Raw genomic sequence first — 16650 nt, 5'->3', positions numbered from 1 at the left:
CCGATGCCCGTCAGGTCGCCGCCGGAGGCGCGACGGCGGTGGACCGGCTGCGCCACTCGTCGGCCAGCACCGACCAGACCTCGAGGTCGACACGCCGGGCGGGCCCCGCGTACACCTGCCGCAGGGTGCCGTCGCGGCGCATGCCGAGCCGCCGCGCGACGGCGAGGCTGCGGACGTTGTCGGCGTTGGTGCGCCACTCCACCCGGTGCACGCCCCGCCGCCCCACCGCCCAGTCGACGATGACGCCGACCGCCCGGGTGACCAGGCCGCGCCCCTCCGCGGCCGGCTCCAGCCAGCAGCCCACCTCGCACACCCCGAGCACGGCGTCGAACGTCACGAACATCACCCCGCCGACCAGCACCCCGTCGAGCCAGATCCCCCAGATGCCCCCGGCGTCGCGGGCCCACAGGTCGGCGTAGCGTTGCAGCACCGCCCGGGCCGACGGCAGGTCGGTGGCCACGAAGGACGCGCCCACCCACGGCGCGATGTGCTCCCGGGCCCGGTCCAGGTTGCGCAGGAACTCCTCGGCCCGCCACGGCTCCAGCGGGCGCAGCTCGGCGTCGGCGGTCAGGGCGCGGGCGAACACCGGGCCTCCCGGGGTGGCGGACGTCAGGGGACCCGGGTAGCAGACCACAGACTGATCGCAATCGGCCACCCCGCCTCGGGTTCGACGGAACACCGACGTCGCCCTTCCCGGCAGGCGGCGGAACCGACCGGCCCGGGGCCGAGGTGCCGGCCGCCCGGACCGGGGGCGGCCCGGACGCCGACCCGCACCCGGCCGGGCGGGCGGGGCGGGGCGGGGCTGCCGGTCGGCGGGGCCGCGGGCGGACGGCTCAGTCGCGCAGCAGGTCGGCGTGGGCGGCGCGGAGCCGGGCCAGGGCCGGGTCGCTGCCGGGGACGACCCGGCGGTCGAGCTCGGCCCAGACCTCGGCGAGCGCCTCCGTGAGGGTCCGCAGCTCGGCTTCGTGCCGCCGGCTGCTCTGCCGGTGCAGCTCGTCGAGGCGGCGGGCCCACCCGGCGGTCACCGTGGCGAGCCGGTCGGCGTCGGCCCGGGCCTGCGCCGCCGTGCGGGCGGCGCAGGCGGGCACGATCGCGGCGATCGGGCGAGGGTCGCCGTCGCGGGTGACCAGCGTGACGGTGTCGGTCAGCTCGGCCATCGCGATGAGCTGGGTCAGTCGGGTGCGGGCCTCACGCAACGGCAGGGCACGCGGCGGGGTGGGCTCGTGGGCCAGGGCGGGGGCAGCCATGCGTCCATGCTGACGGCGGGGTACGACAATAAATGTCCGGCGACCGTCCACGGTGGCCCCGACCGGCCCTCTGGTCAGTCGACCAGGTACCGGGCGGGGACCGCGTCGGTCAGCCAGACCCCGTTGGCGCTGCGGTGGAAGACGTGCCCGTCCCGGGCCATCGCCGCCGCGTCGACGGTGAGCACCACGACCTGACCGCCGCGCCGCGCGCCGACCCGCCGGGCGGTCTCGACGTCCGGCGACAGGTGGACGTGGTGACGGCCGCCCCGGTCCAGCCCCGTCGCCCGGATCGAGTCGAGGGCGGCGGCGCCGGTGCCGTGGTGCAGCCGGTCGGGCGGCACGGCCGGCGGCAACCCGAGGTCCACCGGGATCGAGTGCCCCTGGTTGGCCCGGATCCGCTCGACCCCGTCGGGGCCACGCTCCACCGCGAAGCGCTGCTTGTCGTTGCCGGCGACCACCGCGTCGAGTTCGGCCCGGCCGGTCCGCAGGGCGGCGAGCAGGTCGTCGACGGGAACCCACCCCGCGCCGTCCGGCGCGAGGCCGAGGCGGTACGGCTCGTGCCGCAGCGCCCGGGAGATCCGCTTGCTCAGCTTGACCATGGCTCGGTGATCCACCCGGGCATTGTGGCGTCACCACCGCGCCGCCGCACGGAATTTCCGGGCGTCCGGCGGCAACGTGGACCCGGACCGGTGACGACGCGGCACCGGGAAGGGAGCGGCACCGCGCCGCCGGGCCGGGGCGACGGACCCGGCCCCAGAGGAAAAGGCGGTACGGGCGGCGGACGGGCTGCTAGCCTCTCGCGTTGACGCGGAACCACCACCGGGAGGCCGACCGTGCCCAGGGAGACCGGACGCACCCTCGTCGCGTCGAACAAGAAGGCCCGGCACGACTACACCATCCTCAAGACGTACGAGGCGGGGCTGGTGCTCGTCGGCACCGAGGTGAAGTCGCTGCGGGCCGGGCGGGTGTCGCTGGTCGACGCCTTCGCCCAGGAACACGACGGCGAGCTGCTACTACACGGCCTGCACATCGCCGAGTACGGCTTCGGCACCTGGACCAACCACCAGCCCCGCCGCACCCGCAAGCTGCTGCTGCACCGCGTCGAGATCGACCGGATCCTCGACCGGACGCGCGAGGGCGGGCTCACCCTGGTGCCGCTGTCGCTGTACTTCGCCGACGGCTGGGCCAAGGTCGAGCTGGCCCTGGCCAAGGGCCGCAAGTCGTACGACAAGCGGCAGGCGATCGCCGAGCGGGACGCCAACCGGGAGATCGCCCGCGAGTTCGGCCGCCGGCTCAAGGGCGCCCGCACCCGCCGCGACTGACCCGGCCCGGGCGACGCCGACCTGGGCGCGGTGGTATCAACGAACCGGAGTCGGCGGAGGAGGGGCCGTGCAGAGCTTCACCCGTACGTTCGTCCGAAACCTCGTGATCTTCACCGTCTGCGGGCTGGCGGGGCCGGTCTTCCTCGTCGTGGGTGCCCTCGGCGTCAGCGACGTCGGCTGGGGCGAGCAAGGCGTCCCGCTGGCCTTCCTCCTCACCGGCCTGGTGCTCACCCTCGCGATCCCGGTCGGCGCCTTCCTGTTCACCCGGGCGCACTACCGGGTGATCAACGACCGCGACATGGTGTACGACGCGCACCGGCGCGACGACGACAGCTTCGCCATGTGGACCCCCACCGCCCGGATCCCGATCCAGGACGGCCGGTTGGCCACGGCCGAGGTCCGCGAGGCGACGCTCGTGTCGTACGGCCAGGACTGGGAGGCGACGTACCAGAGCTACGGCGGCGACCTCGACCCCGACGAGCCCAAGCCGCGCATCCGGCTCAGGCTGTGGGTTCACCCCGAGGGCGGCGAGCCGTTCGAGTCGACGGCCACGTGGCGGGTGCCGGCCCTGTGCCTGGCGGCCGTCACCGCGGGACGACTCGTCGCCGTCACCCACCCGGGCGTCCCCGCGGAGTTCGGCATCGACTGGCCGCGCAGCGCCCTGCTGTCGGGCGCCCGGGCCTGCAAGCTGGTCGGTCTCGACGGCCGGCGCGTCGACCTGACCGGGCACCCGGATCTCCTCCTGGAGCAGATGAGAACCGCGAGGGCCACCGGCCGGATCGCCCTGGACGGCGACACGATCGACCTGCGACGCATCGACCCCGCCGCGGCGACGCGGCTCCAGAGCCTGGTCGAGCGGGCCGCAACCGGTCGACCGCAGCCCGAGCCGGTGCCGGACGGCAGGGCCAGGTGGGTGATCGACCGCCTGCCCGGAGCGGAGGGGGCGTTCGGCGGTGTCGACCGCCGGTGGGCGCGCCACGGCGGGCAGCTCGTCCGGGGCCGGTTCCTGGAGCTGCGGGGCACGGACACCTTCCAGTACGAGGGCCCGGTGCTGGAGACCGTCCTGCGGATCTTCCCGGCCGACGGCGGCACTCCGTTCGACGTCCGGAAGAAGCTGACGGTGCCGATCAACTACCTCGCGCTGCTGCACCGGACGAAGCAGCTCGTCGTGCAGGTCGGCGGGGACCGCCGGTCGTACGAGATCGACTGGGAACGCACCAACCTCGCCGCCGGGGTCAGCCCCGCCGTCGTGATCGGTCCCGACGGCCGGCAGTTCGACCTGACCGGACGGTTCGACCCCCTGCTGGCGATCATGCGGCTGCTGGTGACCCACCGCGTGGGCGTCCCCGGCACCGTGCTGGACCTGCGCGACCGCCGTCCCTCCGGCGCGGCGGCGCAGGTCATGGACGTGATCCGACGCACCCCGCTGAGCCTTCGATCGGGCTGACCCGAGGCTCGCGCTGCGAGCGGAGGACTCGAACCTCCATCGCCCGTTCCAGAGACGGGTGTGCTGCCCATTGCACCAGCTCGCAAGGGTCCCGGCCGGCGCCGGAGAGGGCGCCGGCCGGGCCGTCTCAACCCTTGACGCAGACCACCTGCTTGAGGTGGGCGACCACCTCGACCAGGTCCTCCTGCTGCGCCATCACCTCCGTGATGTCCTTGTACGCGGCGGGGATCTCGTCGACCACCCCCGCGTCCTTGCGGCACTCCACCCCGGCGGTCTGCCGCGCCAGGTCGGCCGTGCTGTACGTCCGCTTCGCCTGCCCGCGCGACATCCGCCGCCCGGCCCCGTGCGAGGCGGAGCAGTACGCGTCCGGGTTCCCCTTCCCGCGCACGATGTACGACCCGGTGCCCATCGAGCCGGGGATGATGCCGAGGTCCCCGGCGCCGGCCCGGATCGCGCCCTTGCGAGTGACCAGCACGTCCACCCCGCCGTACGTCTCCTCGGCGACGTAGTTGTGATGGCACGAGATCGGCTCCTCGAAGCGGACCTGCGGGAACTCGTCGCGGACCACGTTGCACAGCAGGGCCAGCATCACCGCCCGGTTGCGGCGGGCGTACTCCTGCGCCCACCACAGGTCCCGCCGGTACGCCTCCATCTCCGGCGTGCCGGCGAGGAAGACCGCCAGGTCCCGGTCGGGCAGCTCGGCGTTGTGCGGCAGCCGCCGCGCGATGCCGATGTGCCGCTCCGCCAGCTCCTTGCCGATGTTGCGCGACCCGGAGTGCAGCATCAGCCAGACCCGGCCGGCGTCCTGGCCGTCCTGCCCCAGGCAGACCTCGATGAAGTGGTTGCCACCGCCGAGGGTGCCCATCTGCTGCCGGGCCCGGGTCTCAAGCTGGGCCACCCGCTTGTCGAGGGTGCCGAAGCGCCCCCAGAAGTCGGTCCAGCCGCGCTGCTCCAGCCCGCGTACCCGGCGCGGGTCGACCGCGTCGTCGCGCCTGGCGAAGCCGACCGGGATGGTCGCCTCGATCGCGGACCGCAGCCCGGCGAGGTCGTCGGGCAGGTCGGCGGCGGTGAGCGAGGTCCGCACCGCCGACATGCCGCAGCCGATGTCCACGCCGACGGCCGCCGGGGAGACCGCCTGCCGCATCGCGATCACCGAGCCGACGGTGGCGCCCTTGCCGAAGTGGACATCGGGCATCACGGCGACGCCCTCGACCCAGGGCAGCGCGCCGATGTTGCGCAGCTGCCGGGCGGCCTGCTCCTCGATGGCGTACGGGTCGGTCCAGACCCGGACGGGCGCGCGGGTGCCCGCAAGCGGGGTGAATGCCATCGTGTTCTCCTTGTTCGTTCTCGTCTTTCGCGGAGCGGCTGGCCGGATTCGAACCGGCGATCTTCACCGTGGCGGGGTGACGCGCTGCCGGGCTGCGCTACAACCGCGAGGCCGACCCACCGGTGGCGGGACGGACGTGGGCGATACGTTCTGGCCGGCGGGCGGGCACCGGGGACGAAAAAGCCGCCCGGTCCCGGATTCGGGATGGGCGGCTGCGCGTGTCGCGCTGGCGCTATCCGCGCCACCACCCGAGTTGTCGGCGCTGCAACCGGCCGAGGGTCTGCCCGCCGGTGAGCAGCGGGGCACCGCCGCGCGGCGCTGGCCGCGAGGACGTGGTGCGTTTGCGCTGCGACACGGCATGCTCCCTGGATCAGCTCGGGTTGACCTTGCTCGATGACCGTAGGCGAGGGCCCACGGTGGCCGCAATGGATATTCGGCCGCCCCGGGAGAGAGCGGGCGAACCGGCGAACGAACCCGGCTCCTCTTGAGCGGGCGCGGCCAGGAGAGCGCACTACTCCTGGCCGCAGGCGCCCATTCCGCCGGCCCTACCGACGGTGACATCTCAGCACAGCCGGGATGAGTACGTCCGACGCCGCGGAGGTGGCGGCCCTCGGCGCGGTCGGGGTGGCGGTCAGGCCAGGGCGCGGTCCTCGCCGACCGGCTCGGTCACGTGGTCGAGGAAGGGAAAGCGGGCACGCAGCTCGGCGAGCCCCACGCCGGCACGCCAGGCGTCGGCGATCCGCACGACCTGGTCCAGGTCGGTGGTGTCGCCGTCGGCCCGGGACCCGTCCGATCCGGCCATGTCGATCATGAAGTAGCGGGCCTGGGACCCCAGCCCCACGCAGATCGTCCCCCGCTCGGAGGTCAGCTCGGCGCAGGTGAACCGGCTCCGCCCCTGCTCGGGAGCCTTGATCCGGCCCACGTCCACCTGACACCGGGTGGCGGTCAGGGCCAGCGCGGACGCGAGCCCACCCAGCTCGACCAGGTCGGGGTAGAGGCGCACACCCAGGGCCGTCGACACGTCGCTCATCACTGACTCCCACTTCCCTGTGACAGATCCAGCAGCGCGGACGTTACAGCCTGGTAAAGCTTTGATCTAGCCTCATGCACGCCCCAGGGCAAAAACACTCCTCCGTGGCCGGTCCCGATTGCGACGCCGCGGCGGACCGGGACGCCGCAGCGCCAGCCGCAGGACGCCGGTCCGCGCCGCGTAGCATCCACGCCCATGGCGCTGATCCGCTGCGACTTCCACTCCGAGGCGCTGGGCATGGGCACCTCGATGACCGTGCTCCTGCCCGACCCGGCCGGCTCCGGGATCGGCCTGGCCGGGCGCGCGCCGGCCGGTGACCCGCCCGTGCTGTACCTGCTGCACGGCCTCAGCGACGACGACACCGTCTGGACCCGGCGCACCGCCATCGAGCGGTACGTCGCGCCGCTCGGCCTGGCCGTGGTGATGCCGCAGGCCGGCCGCAGCTTCTACACCGACGGGGAGCACGGCAACCGGTACTGGACCTTCCTCAGCGCCGAACTGCCCGAGCTCTGCCGGTCGTTCTTCCGGCTCTCCGAGCGGCGCGAGGACACCTTCGTCGCCGGCCTGTCGATGGGCGGATACGGCGCGGTCAAGTGGGCGCTGCGCGCCCCGGGCCGGTTCGCGGCGGCAGCGAGTCTCTCCGGGGCGCTGGACTTCGCGCAGCGGCGTGACCACCCGACCAGCCCGGTGGACCCGGCCGTGTGGCACCCCGTCTTCGGCGACCGGCACGTCCCGGGCAGCGACGACGACACGATCGCGCTGCTGGAGCGCGCCGGGGACGACCTACCGGCGCTGTACGTGGCCTGCGGCACCGAGGACTTCCTGTTCGACGACAACACCCGGTTCGTCGAGACGGCGCGGCGGCGCGGCGTGCCGCTGACCGTGGACTTCTCCCCCGGCGCCCACGACTGGGCGTACTGGGACGCGAAGATCCGCGACGTGCTGGCCTGGCTGCCGCTGCGCCCGCCCAGCGGGGCGTGACGACCGGGTCCCGCAGCTGCTGCTGGGAAACGGCCCTGGCGGGGCCGGCGTCGTCCAGGAGTTCCGGGTAGCCACTCGACCGGGCGCGGCGGGGGGTCAGACGCCGACCGAGCCGTCGACGGCCTCGCGCAGGAGGTCGGCGTGGCCGTTGTGCCGGGCGTACTCGTGCATCATGTGCAGCATCACCAGGCGCAGCGACACGTCCTCGCCCCAGCGGGGGTTGTGGGCGACGACGGCCAGCGACTCGGCCTCCCGCTCGATGCGCCGGGCGTGTTCGACCTCCCGCCGCCACGCCTCGAACGCCTCGGAGCCGCTGGCGGTGCGGGCGTCGTACGCCTCCTGGTAGTCGCCGGTCGCCGACCAGACCAGCGGCACGTCCTCGCCGCCGATCACCCGGCGGAACCAGGTGCGCTCCACCTCGGCCATGTGCCGGAGCAGGCCGAGCAGGCTCAGCGTGGACGGCGGGCACGCCTGCCGGCGCAGTTCCCCGTCGGTGAGACCCTCGCACTTCATGGCCAAGGTGGCGCGGTGGAAGTCCAGGAACGCGCGCAGCATCTCGCGCTCGTCGGCGATCAGGGGCGGGCCGATCCGCTCGGTGGTCATGTCCGGGTCCTCTCGGGTCGCCGACGGCCCGGTCCCCGGGTCGGCGGAGCGGAGGCCGCCGAGGGGCGATGCTCGCCGGGCGAGCCTAGCGCCGGGGCCGCCGCCGGCGGGCGGGCAGGGCCCGCCGGGTCAGCGGGACGGGCGGGCCACGGGAAAATCGAAGTACGTCTCGGGGTACGGCTCGTCGTCGTACCGGTAGTGCCACCACTCACGCGGATAGTTGGTGAACCCGCCGTCGACCATCAGCCGCTTCAGCAGTTCGCGGTTGTCCCGGGCGGCTCCGGTGACCCGACCGTCGGCGGTGTGGGCGCGCGGGTCGAAGCAGTCGAAGCCGGTGCCCATGTCGACGCCGTTGTCCGGGAAGCGGTCGTCCTTCGGTGCGGTGCAGGCGACCAGGGGCTCGCCGGGGACGTAGGGACGTTGGCCGGGCGGCGGGTCGACGACCAGGGTCAGGTCGACGGTGCTGCCCCGGCTGTGCGCGGTGGGCGCGCCGAGGTAGCCCTCGGCGAACAGCCGCGACTTCGCCACCCCGGGGTAGAACTCGGCCTTCGCCTGCTCCTCGCCGGGACGCTTCGCCCAGGCCACGAAGTCGTCCACGGCGCGTTGCGGGCGGTAGCAGTCGTACACCTTGAGGCGGTGACCCGTGGCGCGGGCGGCCTGCTGCACCCGGCGCAGCGCCTCGGCGGCGGGCCGGGTGAGCAGGCACAGGGGCTCCCGGTAGCCGGCGATCGGCCGGCCGACGAAATTGTGCGCGGTGGCGTACCGGATGTCGGAACCGATGGTCGAGTCGATGTCGGACAGGACCACGAACCCGGCCGGCGGGGGCGGGGCGGGCGCGGGCCGCTCCGGCGCGGAACAACCCGCCAACAGCAGCGCGCCCCCGGCACCCACCCGCCCTGCGGCGGTGATCAAGAGGTTTACGTCAGGTCTGAGCCAGAATCCTGACGTAAACCTCTTGATCGACCCGCGATGGGAGCCCTCCGCCGCCATTTGTCCGTTCTAGCAGCATCAGGCACGGTTCATGGCGGACCGGTGGATTACGCTCCGGGGTGGGGTTGGCCGGGTGTCACAGCCGGCGGGCCGCCCGGCAGATCTCCACCGGCAGCGCGGGCGCGCCGTCGACCGGGGCCGGGTCCTCGGCCGTGGGGGCGATCCCGCCGGCGGCGATCCGGTCCAGGGTGGCCAGGCCGGCGGCGTCCACCTCGCCGAAGACGGTGTAGTTGGGGCGCAGCGCCGAGTTGGCGTACACCAGGAAGAACTGGCTGCCGTTGGTGTCCGGGCCGGCGTTGGCCATGGCCAGCACGCCCCGGGCGTACACCTTGCGCACGCCCGTCGGGTCCGTCGGCGCGGGCGGCAGGTCGGTGGGCAGCTCGTCGGCGTACCGGTAGCCCGGCCCGCCCGCCCCGGTGCCCGACGGGTCGCCGCACTGGAGCACGCTGAGCGTCGGGTACGCGGTGAGCCGGTGGCACGACGTACGGTCGTAGAACCGGTGCCGGACCAGGTGCAGGAAGCTCTGCACGGTGCAGGGCGCCTGCTCGCGGTCCAGGGTCAGGCCGATCGGGCCCTGGTTCGTCCGCAGCGTGACCCGTACGGTGCCGTGACCCGGCGTCCGGCGGGGGTCGGGTGGCAGCGGGACGGGCCGGGCGGCCGGCTCGTCCGGCGTCTCGGTGTACGCGCACGGGCCGGGGGTCGTCCTCGGCGGCGCGGCGGCGGCCGGGACAGCGGTGGCCGGAGCGGCCACGGCGGCCACGCCGCTGCCGCCGACCAGGGTGGTGGCGAGCAGCGCGACACCGGTGAGGCGGGACAGCGTACGCGTTCTGGGGGGATGGGCCGGGAACAGTGGGACCGGCTGCCGACGGGATGACCTCGACACGGGGCGTCCTCCTGGGCTGGTGACTCCAGAAAGATCGCAGTCTATGGATCCGGCGGTCCTCCTGTCGACGGCGACACGCGCCCACCCGACGCGGCCGACCGCGGGGACGTGCCGGCGAGCCAGACGCCGGCCACGATGGCGGCCACCGCCAGCGCCAGCACGACGATCCGCGGACCGCCCAGGGTGACGGCCTCCCGGAACGCGGTCACCCCGAGCACGACGCTCACCACCGGGTCGGCGAGGGTGAGCGCGGTCAACGGGGCGGCGATCCGGCCGCTCTGGTAGGCGCTCTGGTTGATGATCAGACCCGCCAGCGCGACCAGGGCCGCGGCGGGCAGCAGCGGATCGACGAGGAGGGCGCCGATGTCCCCGTGGAAGCCGGCGGCCAGCGCCTTGACGAGGGCGGCGGCGACGCCGTACAGGATGCCTGCGGCGAGGCCGAGCAGCGCGCCCCGGGTCGCCCCGGCCACCACCGCCGACAGCGCCAGCGCGACCGCGACGACCCCGCCCGTCCCGAGGGCCACCGCCCACCAGGCGTGCGCCGTCGGCGCCGGGACGCCCGCGCGGGGCTCGGCGGCGGCCAGGAGCACCGCCAGGCCCAGCAGCCCCGCCGTCGCGCCGAGCAGGTCCCGCCGTCCCACCCGCCGCCGGCTCCAGCCGGCCTCGACGAGGATCGCCAGGAACAGGCCGCTGGCCATCAGCGGCTGGACGAGCGTCAGCGGCCCGAACCGCAGGGCGAGCGCCTGGAGCCCCGCCCCGGCGACGTCGGGCGCCCAGCCGAGCCGCCACAGGCGGGTCCGCAGCAGCCTCAGCAGCAGCCGGGGGTCCAGCGCGGCATGCCGCCGCTGGCGTTTCGCCGCGCGCTGGTGCATCACCGTGGACACCGCGAAGCAGGACGCGGCGGCCAGGGCGCAGGCCACGGCCAGGATCGTCACACCGGGTCCCAGTGCTCGCCGAGCGGGCCCACGACCCACCCCCGGCGGCGGCACTCCGCCAGCAGCCGGGGCAGGGCGGCGAGGCTCGCCCGCCAGGCGCCGGGGGCGGTGGCGCTGTCCGCGTCGTGCAGCAGGACGGTGCCGCCGCCGGCCAGCCCGGCGGTGACGGTGCCGAAGACCGAGTCGGCGCTCGCCGTCGCCGTCCAGTCCCGGCCCCAGCAGGTCCACAGCACCGGCGCCAGCCCCAGCCGCGCGCTCGCCACCAGCGCCGGCCCGGTCAGCACCCCGTACGGTGGGCGGAAGAAGCGTGGGGGACGGCCGCTGGTGGCCTCGACGAGCGCGCGGGCCCGGGCCAGGTCCCGGTAGGTGGCCAGCGGGCCCCGGCGCAGCAGGGCGCGGTGGGTCCAGCCGTGGACGGCCACCTCGTGTCCCCCGGCGGCGATCTCCCCGGCCAGCCGGGGCGACCGGGCGAGCATCGTGCCCAGCAGGAAGAAGGTGGCCCGCACCCGGTGCTCCGCGAGCACGTCGAGGAACCGGGGGGTGGACTCGGGGTCGGGCCCGTCGTCGAAGGTCAGGGCGATCCGCCGTGGCTCGCCCGCCCCGGCGAGCCGGGGGAACAGCCGGCGACGCACCGCCGGCACCGCGGTGACCGACGGGGCGAGCTGGGCGGTGGCGAGCGCGACGGTGGCCGCGCCGACCAGCGCGGTGGACCGCCTTCGCGGCGGCCGTCCGGCGGGGGCGATCACCGCCGGCCCGTCCAGCGGATCGACGGCAGGACCGTGGCCAGCACCGCGACCGCCTCACCCACCGCGTCCAGCACCGACCTGCGGCGGTACGCCTCAGACGCGGCGACGGCCGACGGCCGGGCAGCCACCTCGGCTACCAGCCCGGCGGGGTCGGCACAGCGGGTCATCCCCCCGTCGGCGGACTCCAGGCCGGACGTGGACAGCACCCGGCGCAGGTGGTCGGCGGACGGTGCCAGCCGGGTCAGGCCGACTTCGGCCAGGATCGCGGCATTTGCCCGGCCATGACCCGGTATAGGGCGATAGGTGACCACGGGCAGTCCGCAGCTCAGCGCCTCCTGGCAGGTCAGCCCGCCCGCGTTCTCCACCACCACGTCGACGGCCCGCATCAGCGTGGGCATGTCGTCGACCCAGCCGAGGGCGTGCTGAGTGAACCGCCGCAGCCGCTGGCGCAGGGTTTCGTTGCGCCCGCAGACGACCACGGTACGCACGCCCTCGACGGCACCAACGTCCGCGACCGTCGCCTCGATGTCGCCCACCCCCCACGCCCCGGCGACGACGAGCGCCAACCGGCCCCGCTCCGGCAGGCCGAAACGCCGTCGCGCCTCGCTGCGGCTCGTCCCCGTGGCCGCCTGGAAGGCGATCGACACCAGCGGCTGGACCGTCCGGACGTCGAGGTCGGGGCCGGCCGTGCGGGGGCGGGCGTGCCGCAGGGCGCAGTAGACGTCGACGCCCGGCGCGACCCAGGTGGGGTGGATGACGAAGTCGGTGACGTAGGTGACCAGCGGGACGGCCAGCCCGCCGCTGCGACGCAGCGGCCCGAAGAGCTGGTTCGCGAACGGGTACGTGGTGACGACCGCCCGGGTGCGTGGCGGGACCGCCCGCCGGGCCCGGCCGCGCAGCGGCGTGAGCGCCCCCCGCAGCACGGCGACCACCAGCCGGGACCGGCCGGTGACGGCGAACAGCGCATCGTAGCCCCACGGAGCCCAGCGCAGGACGCCCCGGTACGCCTCCCGACACATCCACCGCACCGGGCGCGGCAGCAGGTCGAGGAAGTTCACCCGGTCCACGACGAAACCCTGGTCGGCGAGCCGGCGCGTCAGTTCAGCGGCGGCCGTGTCGTGGCCGGCGCCGACATCGGCCGACACCACGACGATCCGCCCCCGGTGCTCCGCGGTCACCGCCCGCGCTTACCCACCCGACGCGGGTTGACTCCCCCGGGCCGGGCGGACACCGCCCGGCGCCCGGGCCGCCTACTGGTGGTGTCGGCGGCGGGGACTCAGGCGCGGTGGCGTCGGCGCCGCAGGAGCGCCGTGGTGAACAGCGCGGCCACGACGACGGCAGCGGCGGCAGCCCCCACGACCACCGGCCACGACGCGGTCAGGCCGGGGCGGGCGACCCGGTCGGCGGCCACCGCCCGGGGCTCGGGCGTGGCCGCCGGGCCGACCGCCTCGGACGCCGACGGCGAGCCGTTCGCGGCCGTCTCCCCCGGGGAGACGAGGCGGCCCACCGAGGCGTCCCGGGGCAGCGAGAAGCCCCAGTCCAGCAGCGTGGCGCCCTGTTCCCAGCCGCGCATCGGGCTGGGCTCGGCCCCGACCAGGGTGACCACCAGCCGGCGTCCGCCGCGCTGCGCCGCCCCGACGTAGGTGTGCCGGGCGTAGTCGGTGAAGCCGGTCTTGCCGCCCAGCGCCCCGGGATAGCGGTAGATGAGCTGGTTCTCGTTCTGGATCTGGAAGCCCTTCTCCCGTAGCGCCGGCTGGGCGGGGATCCGGGTGCTCTCGGTCAGCGCGTACCGGCGGAAGGTGGGGTCGGCGAAGCAGACCCGGGCGATCAGCGCCAGGTCGTACACGCTGGTGAACTGGCCGGGGCCGTCCAGGCCGGAGGGGGTGACGGCGTGGGTCTGCAGGGCGCCGAGGCGCGCCGCCTCGGCGTTCATCGCCCGGACCCCGCCGGCCGCCCCGTCCGCGCCGCCGACGAGCCGGGCCAGCACGTTGGCGGCCTCGTTGCCGGACTGGAGCAGCAGCCCGAGGAAGACCGTCTCGACGGTGTAGCGACCGCCCTCCAGCAGGCCCACGGCGGAGCTGCCCGGGGCGATGTCGAGGTCGGCGTGGGTGACCGTCACCACCTGCTTCGGGTCCAGCCTCGGCAGCGCGGTCGCGGTCAGCAGCAGCTTCTGCACGCTGGCCGGGGTGGCGTACTCGTGCGGGCCGCAGCCGCCGAGCACCGTGCCGGTGTCCAGGTCGGCGACCAGCCAGGAGGTCGCGGTGACCGCCGGCGGGGCGGGCACGCCGGCCGGCACGACGAGGCCCGGGGTGGCCAGCGCGACGCCGCCCACCGCCTGCTGCCCGGGCACCGACGGCGGGGGCGTCGGCTTCGCCGAGCGCGGCACCTTCGGCGCCACCGCCCTCGGGCAGGGCACGGTCGCGGCGGCCCGGCCGGCCGGGGCGGCGCGGGCCGGGACGGCCGTCCCGACGCCGGCGAGCAGGACAGCGGCAGCGGCGGCCAGCACCGGGGCTCTCATGCCAGCACCATAACGGGCAGGATCCGGCGTCGTCGGGAGGCGCGGTCGTCCGGCGGACCGCGCCACCCGCCCTGCACCCGGCAGGGCGGCGACGATCGGGAACGGGTAGCCGCCCGTCGCAGCGCGACCGCCCGCAGCCGCCGTCCCGCTCGCCGCTCCGCCACGACGTCCGCCGCACTGCTGGCGTGCCGTTTGAGACTTCCCGGCGCTTCCACCGCCGGTGACACGGGAAACGTCGCGGGAAGCCTCAACGGGCACGTCAATGAGACAATTGAATCGGCCAGGCCCCCAAGCAGCAACCGGGCAGGGTTCCCCCTGCCCACGATCGCCCGAAGGGTACGCATGCAGCAGGCAACTCGGACCGTCGCCGACAACCACGACATGATCGAGGTACGTGGTGCCCGGGAGAACAACCTCGCGTCCGTCTCGGTGGACATCCCCAAGCGCCGCCTCACCGTCTTCACCGGCGTCTCCGGCTCCGGCAAGTCCTCGCTCGTCTTCGGCACCATCGCCGCCGAGTCGCAGCGGATGATCAACGAGACCTACAGCGCCTTCCTCCAGTCGTTCATGCCCAGCCTGGCCCGGCCGGACGTCGACTCGCTGCGCAACCTCAGCGCCGCGATCATCGTCGACCAGGAGCGGATGGGGGCGAACTCGCGCTCCACGGTGGGCACCGCCACCGACGCGTACGCCATGCTGCGCATCGTGTTCAGCCGGCTCGGGCAGCCACACGTCGGGGCGGCCGGCGCGTTCAGCTTCAACCTCCCCGAGGGGATGTGCCCCACCTGCGAGGGGCTGGGCCGGGTCTCCGACCTCGACGTGCGCGAACTCGTCGACGTCGAGCGGTCGCTCAACGACGGGGCGATCACGGTGCCGAACTTCGCGGTCGACTCCTGGTACTGGCAGTCCTTCGTCGCCTCGGGCCTGTTCGACCCCGACGTCAAGCTCCAGGACTACACGCCCCGGCAGTGGCAGGACTTCCTCCACAAGCCGGCCACCAAGATGAAGGTCGGCGGCGGCAACCTCACGTACGAGGGCCTGGTCGTCAAGGTCCGCCGGCTGTACCTGAGCAAGGACAAGGAGCCGGCCCAGCCGCACATCAGGGCGTTCGTCGAGCGGGCCGTCACGTTCACGACCTGCGCCGACTGCGACGGCGCCCGACTCAACCGGGCCGCCCTGTCCTCCCGGATCGCCGGCCGCAACATCGCCGAGTGCTCCGCGATGCAGATCAGCGACCTGGCCGGGTTCGTCCGGGGCGTCACCGACCCGTCCGTGGCGCCGCTGGTGGCCAACCTGCGCGACCTGCTGGACTCGCTCGTCGAGATCGGCCTGGGCTACCTCAGCCTGGACCGGGAGTCGGGCACCCTGTCCGGGGGCGAGGCGCAGCGGGTGAAGATGGTCCGGCACCTCGGCTCCAGCCTCACCGACGTCACGTACGTCTTCGACGAGCCGACCGTCGGGCTGCACCCGCACGACATCGCCCGGATGAACGGCCTGCTGCTGCGGCTGCGCGACAAGGGCAACACCGTGCTCGTGGTGGAGCACAAGCCGGAGACCATCGCGATCGCCGACCACGTGGTCGACCTCGGCCCGGGAGCCGGCCCGGACGGCGGCCGGGTCTGCTACCACGGAGACGTCGCCGGGCTGCGTCGCTGCGACACCCTGACCGGCCGGCACCTGGACCACCGGGCCAGCCTGCGCGAGCAGGTCCGCCCGCCCACCGGGCAGCTGCCGATCCGCGGCGCCGACCTGCACAACCTGCGCGACGTCGACGTCGACGTGCCGCTCGGGGTGCTCACGGTGGTGACCGGCGTCGCCGGCTCCGGCAAGAGCTCGCTGATCCACGGCTCGCTCCCCCGCCGTGCCGGGGTGGTGGTGGTCGACCAGTCGGCGATCCGCGGCTCCCGGCGCAGCAACCCGGCCACGTACACCGGTCTGCTCGACCCGGTCCGGGCCGCCTTCGCGAAGGCCAACGGGGTCAAGCCGGCGCTGTTCAGCGCCAACTCCGAGGGCGCCTGCCCGGCCTGCAAGGGCATCGGGGTGATCTACACGGACCTGGCCATGACGGCCGGGGTCGCCTCGACGTGCGAGCAGTGCGAGGGCCGCCGGTTCACCCCGAAGGTGCTCACGTACACCCTGCGGGGGAAGAACATCAGCGAGGTCCTCGCCATGTCGGTGACCGAGGCCCGGGACTTCTTCCCCGGCGGGCCGGCCCGGTCGGTGCTGGACCGCCTCGCCGACGTGGGTTTGAGCTACCTCAGCCTCGGCCAGCCGCTGACCACCCTCTCCGGGGGCGAGCGGCAGCGGCTCAAGCTCGCCATCCACATGGGCGAGAAGGCGCACACCTACGTGCTGGACGAGCCGACCACCGGCCTGCACCTGGCCGACGTCGACAACCTGCTGGCCCTGCTGGACCGCCTGGTGGACGCCGGCAACACGGTGGTGGTGATCGAGCACCACCAGGCGGTGATGGCGCACGCCGACTGGATCATCGACCTCGGTCCGGGCGCCGGCCACGACGGCGGCCGGGTCGTCTTCACCGGCACCCCGGCCGACCTGGTGGCGCACGGCGACACCCTGACCGCCACCCACCTGCGGGAGTACGTCGCCCACTGAGGACC

General features: G+C 74.6%; 16 protein-coding genes and 2 tRNA genes. 4 read left to right on the top strand and 14 right to left on the bottom strand.

Annotated features, from left to right (window positions below):
* Positions 1–10 precede the first annotated feature (10 nt).
* The 3 genes from OOK41_RS17930 to OOK41_RS17920 form a co-directional block, all read right to left on the bottom strand.
* Positions 11–586 carry a GNAT family N-acetyltransferase gene (locus OOK41_RS17930; protein ID WP_266266022.1) on the bottom strand — a complete coding sequence of 192 codons (576 nt, stop codon included), beginning with the start codon at positions 584–586 and terminating at the stop codon, positions 11–13.
* A gap of 247 nt (positions 587–833) precedes the next feature.
* On the bottom strand, positions 834–1247 hold the full coding sequence (locus OOK41_RS17925) for a type II toxin-antitoxin system Phd/YefM family antitoxin (protein ID WP_117669123.1): 414 nt from the start codon (positions 1245–1247) through the stop codon (positions 834–836).
* Between the two features lie 74 nt (positions 1248–1321).
* A complete protein-coding gene (locus OOK41_RS17920; protein ID WP_266266021.1) occupies positions 1322–1861 on the bottom strand; it encodes an RNA 2'-phosphotransferase in 540 nt (179 codons plus the stop codon).
* A gap of 219 nt (positions 1862–2080) precedes the next feature.
* Here OOK41_RS17920 and smpB point away from each other — a divergent pair, with 219 nt between their 5' ends.
* Positions 2081–2569, top strand: a complete 489-nt coding sequence (gene smpB, locus OOK41_RS17915; RefSeq protein WP_117669125.1) for an SsrA-binding protein SmpB — start codon at positions 2081–2083, stop codon at positions 2567–2569.
* A gap of 67 nt (positions 2570–2636) precedes the next feature.
* Entirely contained in the window at positions 2637–4016 is a 1380-nt protein-coding gene (locus tag OOK41_RS17910) for a hypothetical protein (RefSeq protein WP_266266020.1), read from the top strand.
* 13 nt (positions 4017–4029) lie between these two features.
* Here the strand turns inward: OOK41_RS17910 and OOK41_RS17905 are convergent.
* From OOK41_RS17905 to OOK41_RS17890, 4 genes are all read right to left on the bottom strand, one after another.
* Positions 4030–4101: transfer RNA gene (locus OOK41_RS17905), tRNA-Gln, on the bottom strand.
* A gap of 42 nt (positions 4102–4143) precedes the next feature.
* Positions 4144–5343 carry an RtcB family protein gene (locus OOK41_RS17900; RefSeq protein WP_266266019.1) on the bottom strand — a complete coding sequence of 400 codons (1200 nt, stop codon included), beginning with the start codon at positions 5341–5343 and terminating at the stop codon, positions 4144–4146.
* A gap of 33 nt (positions 5344–5376) precedes the next feature.
* Positions 5377–5450 (bottom strand) — tRNA-Gly (locus OOK41_RS17895).
* Positions 5451–5974: 524 nt separating this feature from the next.
* The gene (locus OOK41_RS17890; protein WP_266266018.1) at positions 5975–6373 is read right to left on the bottom strand and encodes a hypothetical protein; all 399 of its coding nucleotides are present in this window, start codon (positions 6371–6373) and stop codon (positions 5975–5977) included.
* Between the two features lie 195 nt (positions 6374–6568).
* Here OOK41_RS17890 and OOK41_RS17885 point away from each other — a divergent pair, with 195 nt between their 5' ends.
* Positions 6569–7354, top strand: coding sequence for an alpha/beta hydrolase family protein (locus OOK41_RS17885; protein WP_266266017.1), 786 nt, complete (start codon positions 6569–6571; stop codon positions 7352–7354).
* Between the two features lie 96 nt (positions 7355–7450).
* Here the strand turns inward: OOK41_RS17885 and OOK41_RS17880 are convergent, their stop codons facing one another.
* The 7 genes from OOK41_RS17880 to OOK41_RS17850 form a co-directional block, all read right to left on the bottom strand.
* Positions 7451–7957, bottom strand: a complete 507-nt coding sequence (locus tag OOK41_RS17880) for a DinB family protein (RefSeq protein ID WP_266266016.1) — start codon at positions 7955–7957, stop codon at positions 7451–7453.
* 129 nt (positions 7958–8086) lie between these two features.
* The gene (locus tag OOK41_RS17875; RefSeq protein ID WP_266266015.1) at positions 8087–8869 is read right to left on the bottom strand and encodes a M15 family metallopeptidase; all 783 of its coding nucleotides are present in this window, start codon (positions 8867–8869) and stop codon (positions 8087–8089) included.
* Positions 8870–9023: 154 nt separating this feature from the next.
* Entirely contained in the window at positions 9024–9830 is an 807-nt protein-coding gene (locus OOK41_RS17870) for a peptidylprolyl isomerase (RefSeq protein ID WP_266266014.1), read from the bottom strand.
* A gap of 41 nt (positions 9831–9871) precedes the next feature.
* Positions 9872–10765: a DMT family transporter gene (locus OOK41_RS17865; protein WP_266266013.1), complete on the bottom strand. Its 894-nt coding sequence runs from the start codon at positions 10763–10765 to the stop codon at positions 9872–9874.
* Entirely contained in the window at positions 10762–11466 is a 705-nt protein-coding gene (locus tag OOK41_RS17860; RefSeq protein WP_117669163.1) for a polysaccharide deacetylase family protein, read from the bottom strand. The genes OOK41_RS17865 and OOK41_RS17860 overlap by 4 nt, the downstream gene beginning before the upstream one ends.
* A 41-nt stretch (positions 11467–11507) precedes the next feature.
* The gene (locus OOK41_RS17855; RefSeq protein WP_117669133.1) at positions 11508–12689 is read right to left on the bottom strand and encodes a glycosyltransferase; all 1182 of its coding nucleotides are present in this window, start codon (positions 12687–12689) and stop codon (positions 11508–11510) included.
* A 98-nt stretch (positions 12690–12787) separates the two neighbouring features.
* The gene (locus OOK41_RS17850; protein ID WP_266266012.1) at positions 12788–14029 is read right to left on the bottom strand and encodes a D-alanyl-D-alanine carboxypeptidase family protein; all 1242 of its coding nucleotides are present in this window, start codon (positions 14027–14029) and stop codon (positions 12788–12790) included.
* A gap of 342 nt (positions 14030–14371) precedes the next feature.
* Here OOK41_RS17850 and OOK41_RS17845 point away from each other — a divergent pair, with 342 nt between their 5' ends.
* Positions 14372–16645, top strand: a complete 2274-nt coding sequence (locus OOK41_RS17845) for an excinuclease ABC subunit UvrA (RefSeq protein ID WP_266266011.1) — start codon at positions 14372–14374, stop codon at positions 16643–16645.
* Positions 16646–16650: the final 5 nt, after the last annotated feature.

Origin of the sequence: Micromonospora sp. NBC_01655 (genome assembly GCF_026339755.1) — a bacterium.
Lineage (GTDB): Bacteria > Actinomycetota > Actinomycetes > Mycobacteriales > Micromonosporaceae > Micromonospora.
The sequence above is the reverse complement of the archived record's forward strand: the minus strand, read 5'-3'. Positions and strand labels throughout refer to the sequence as shown.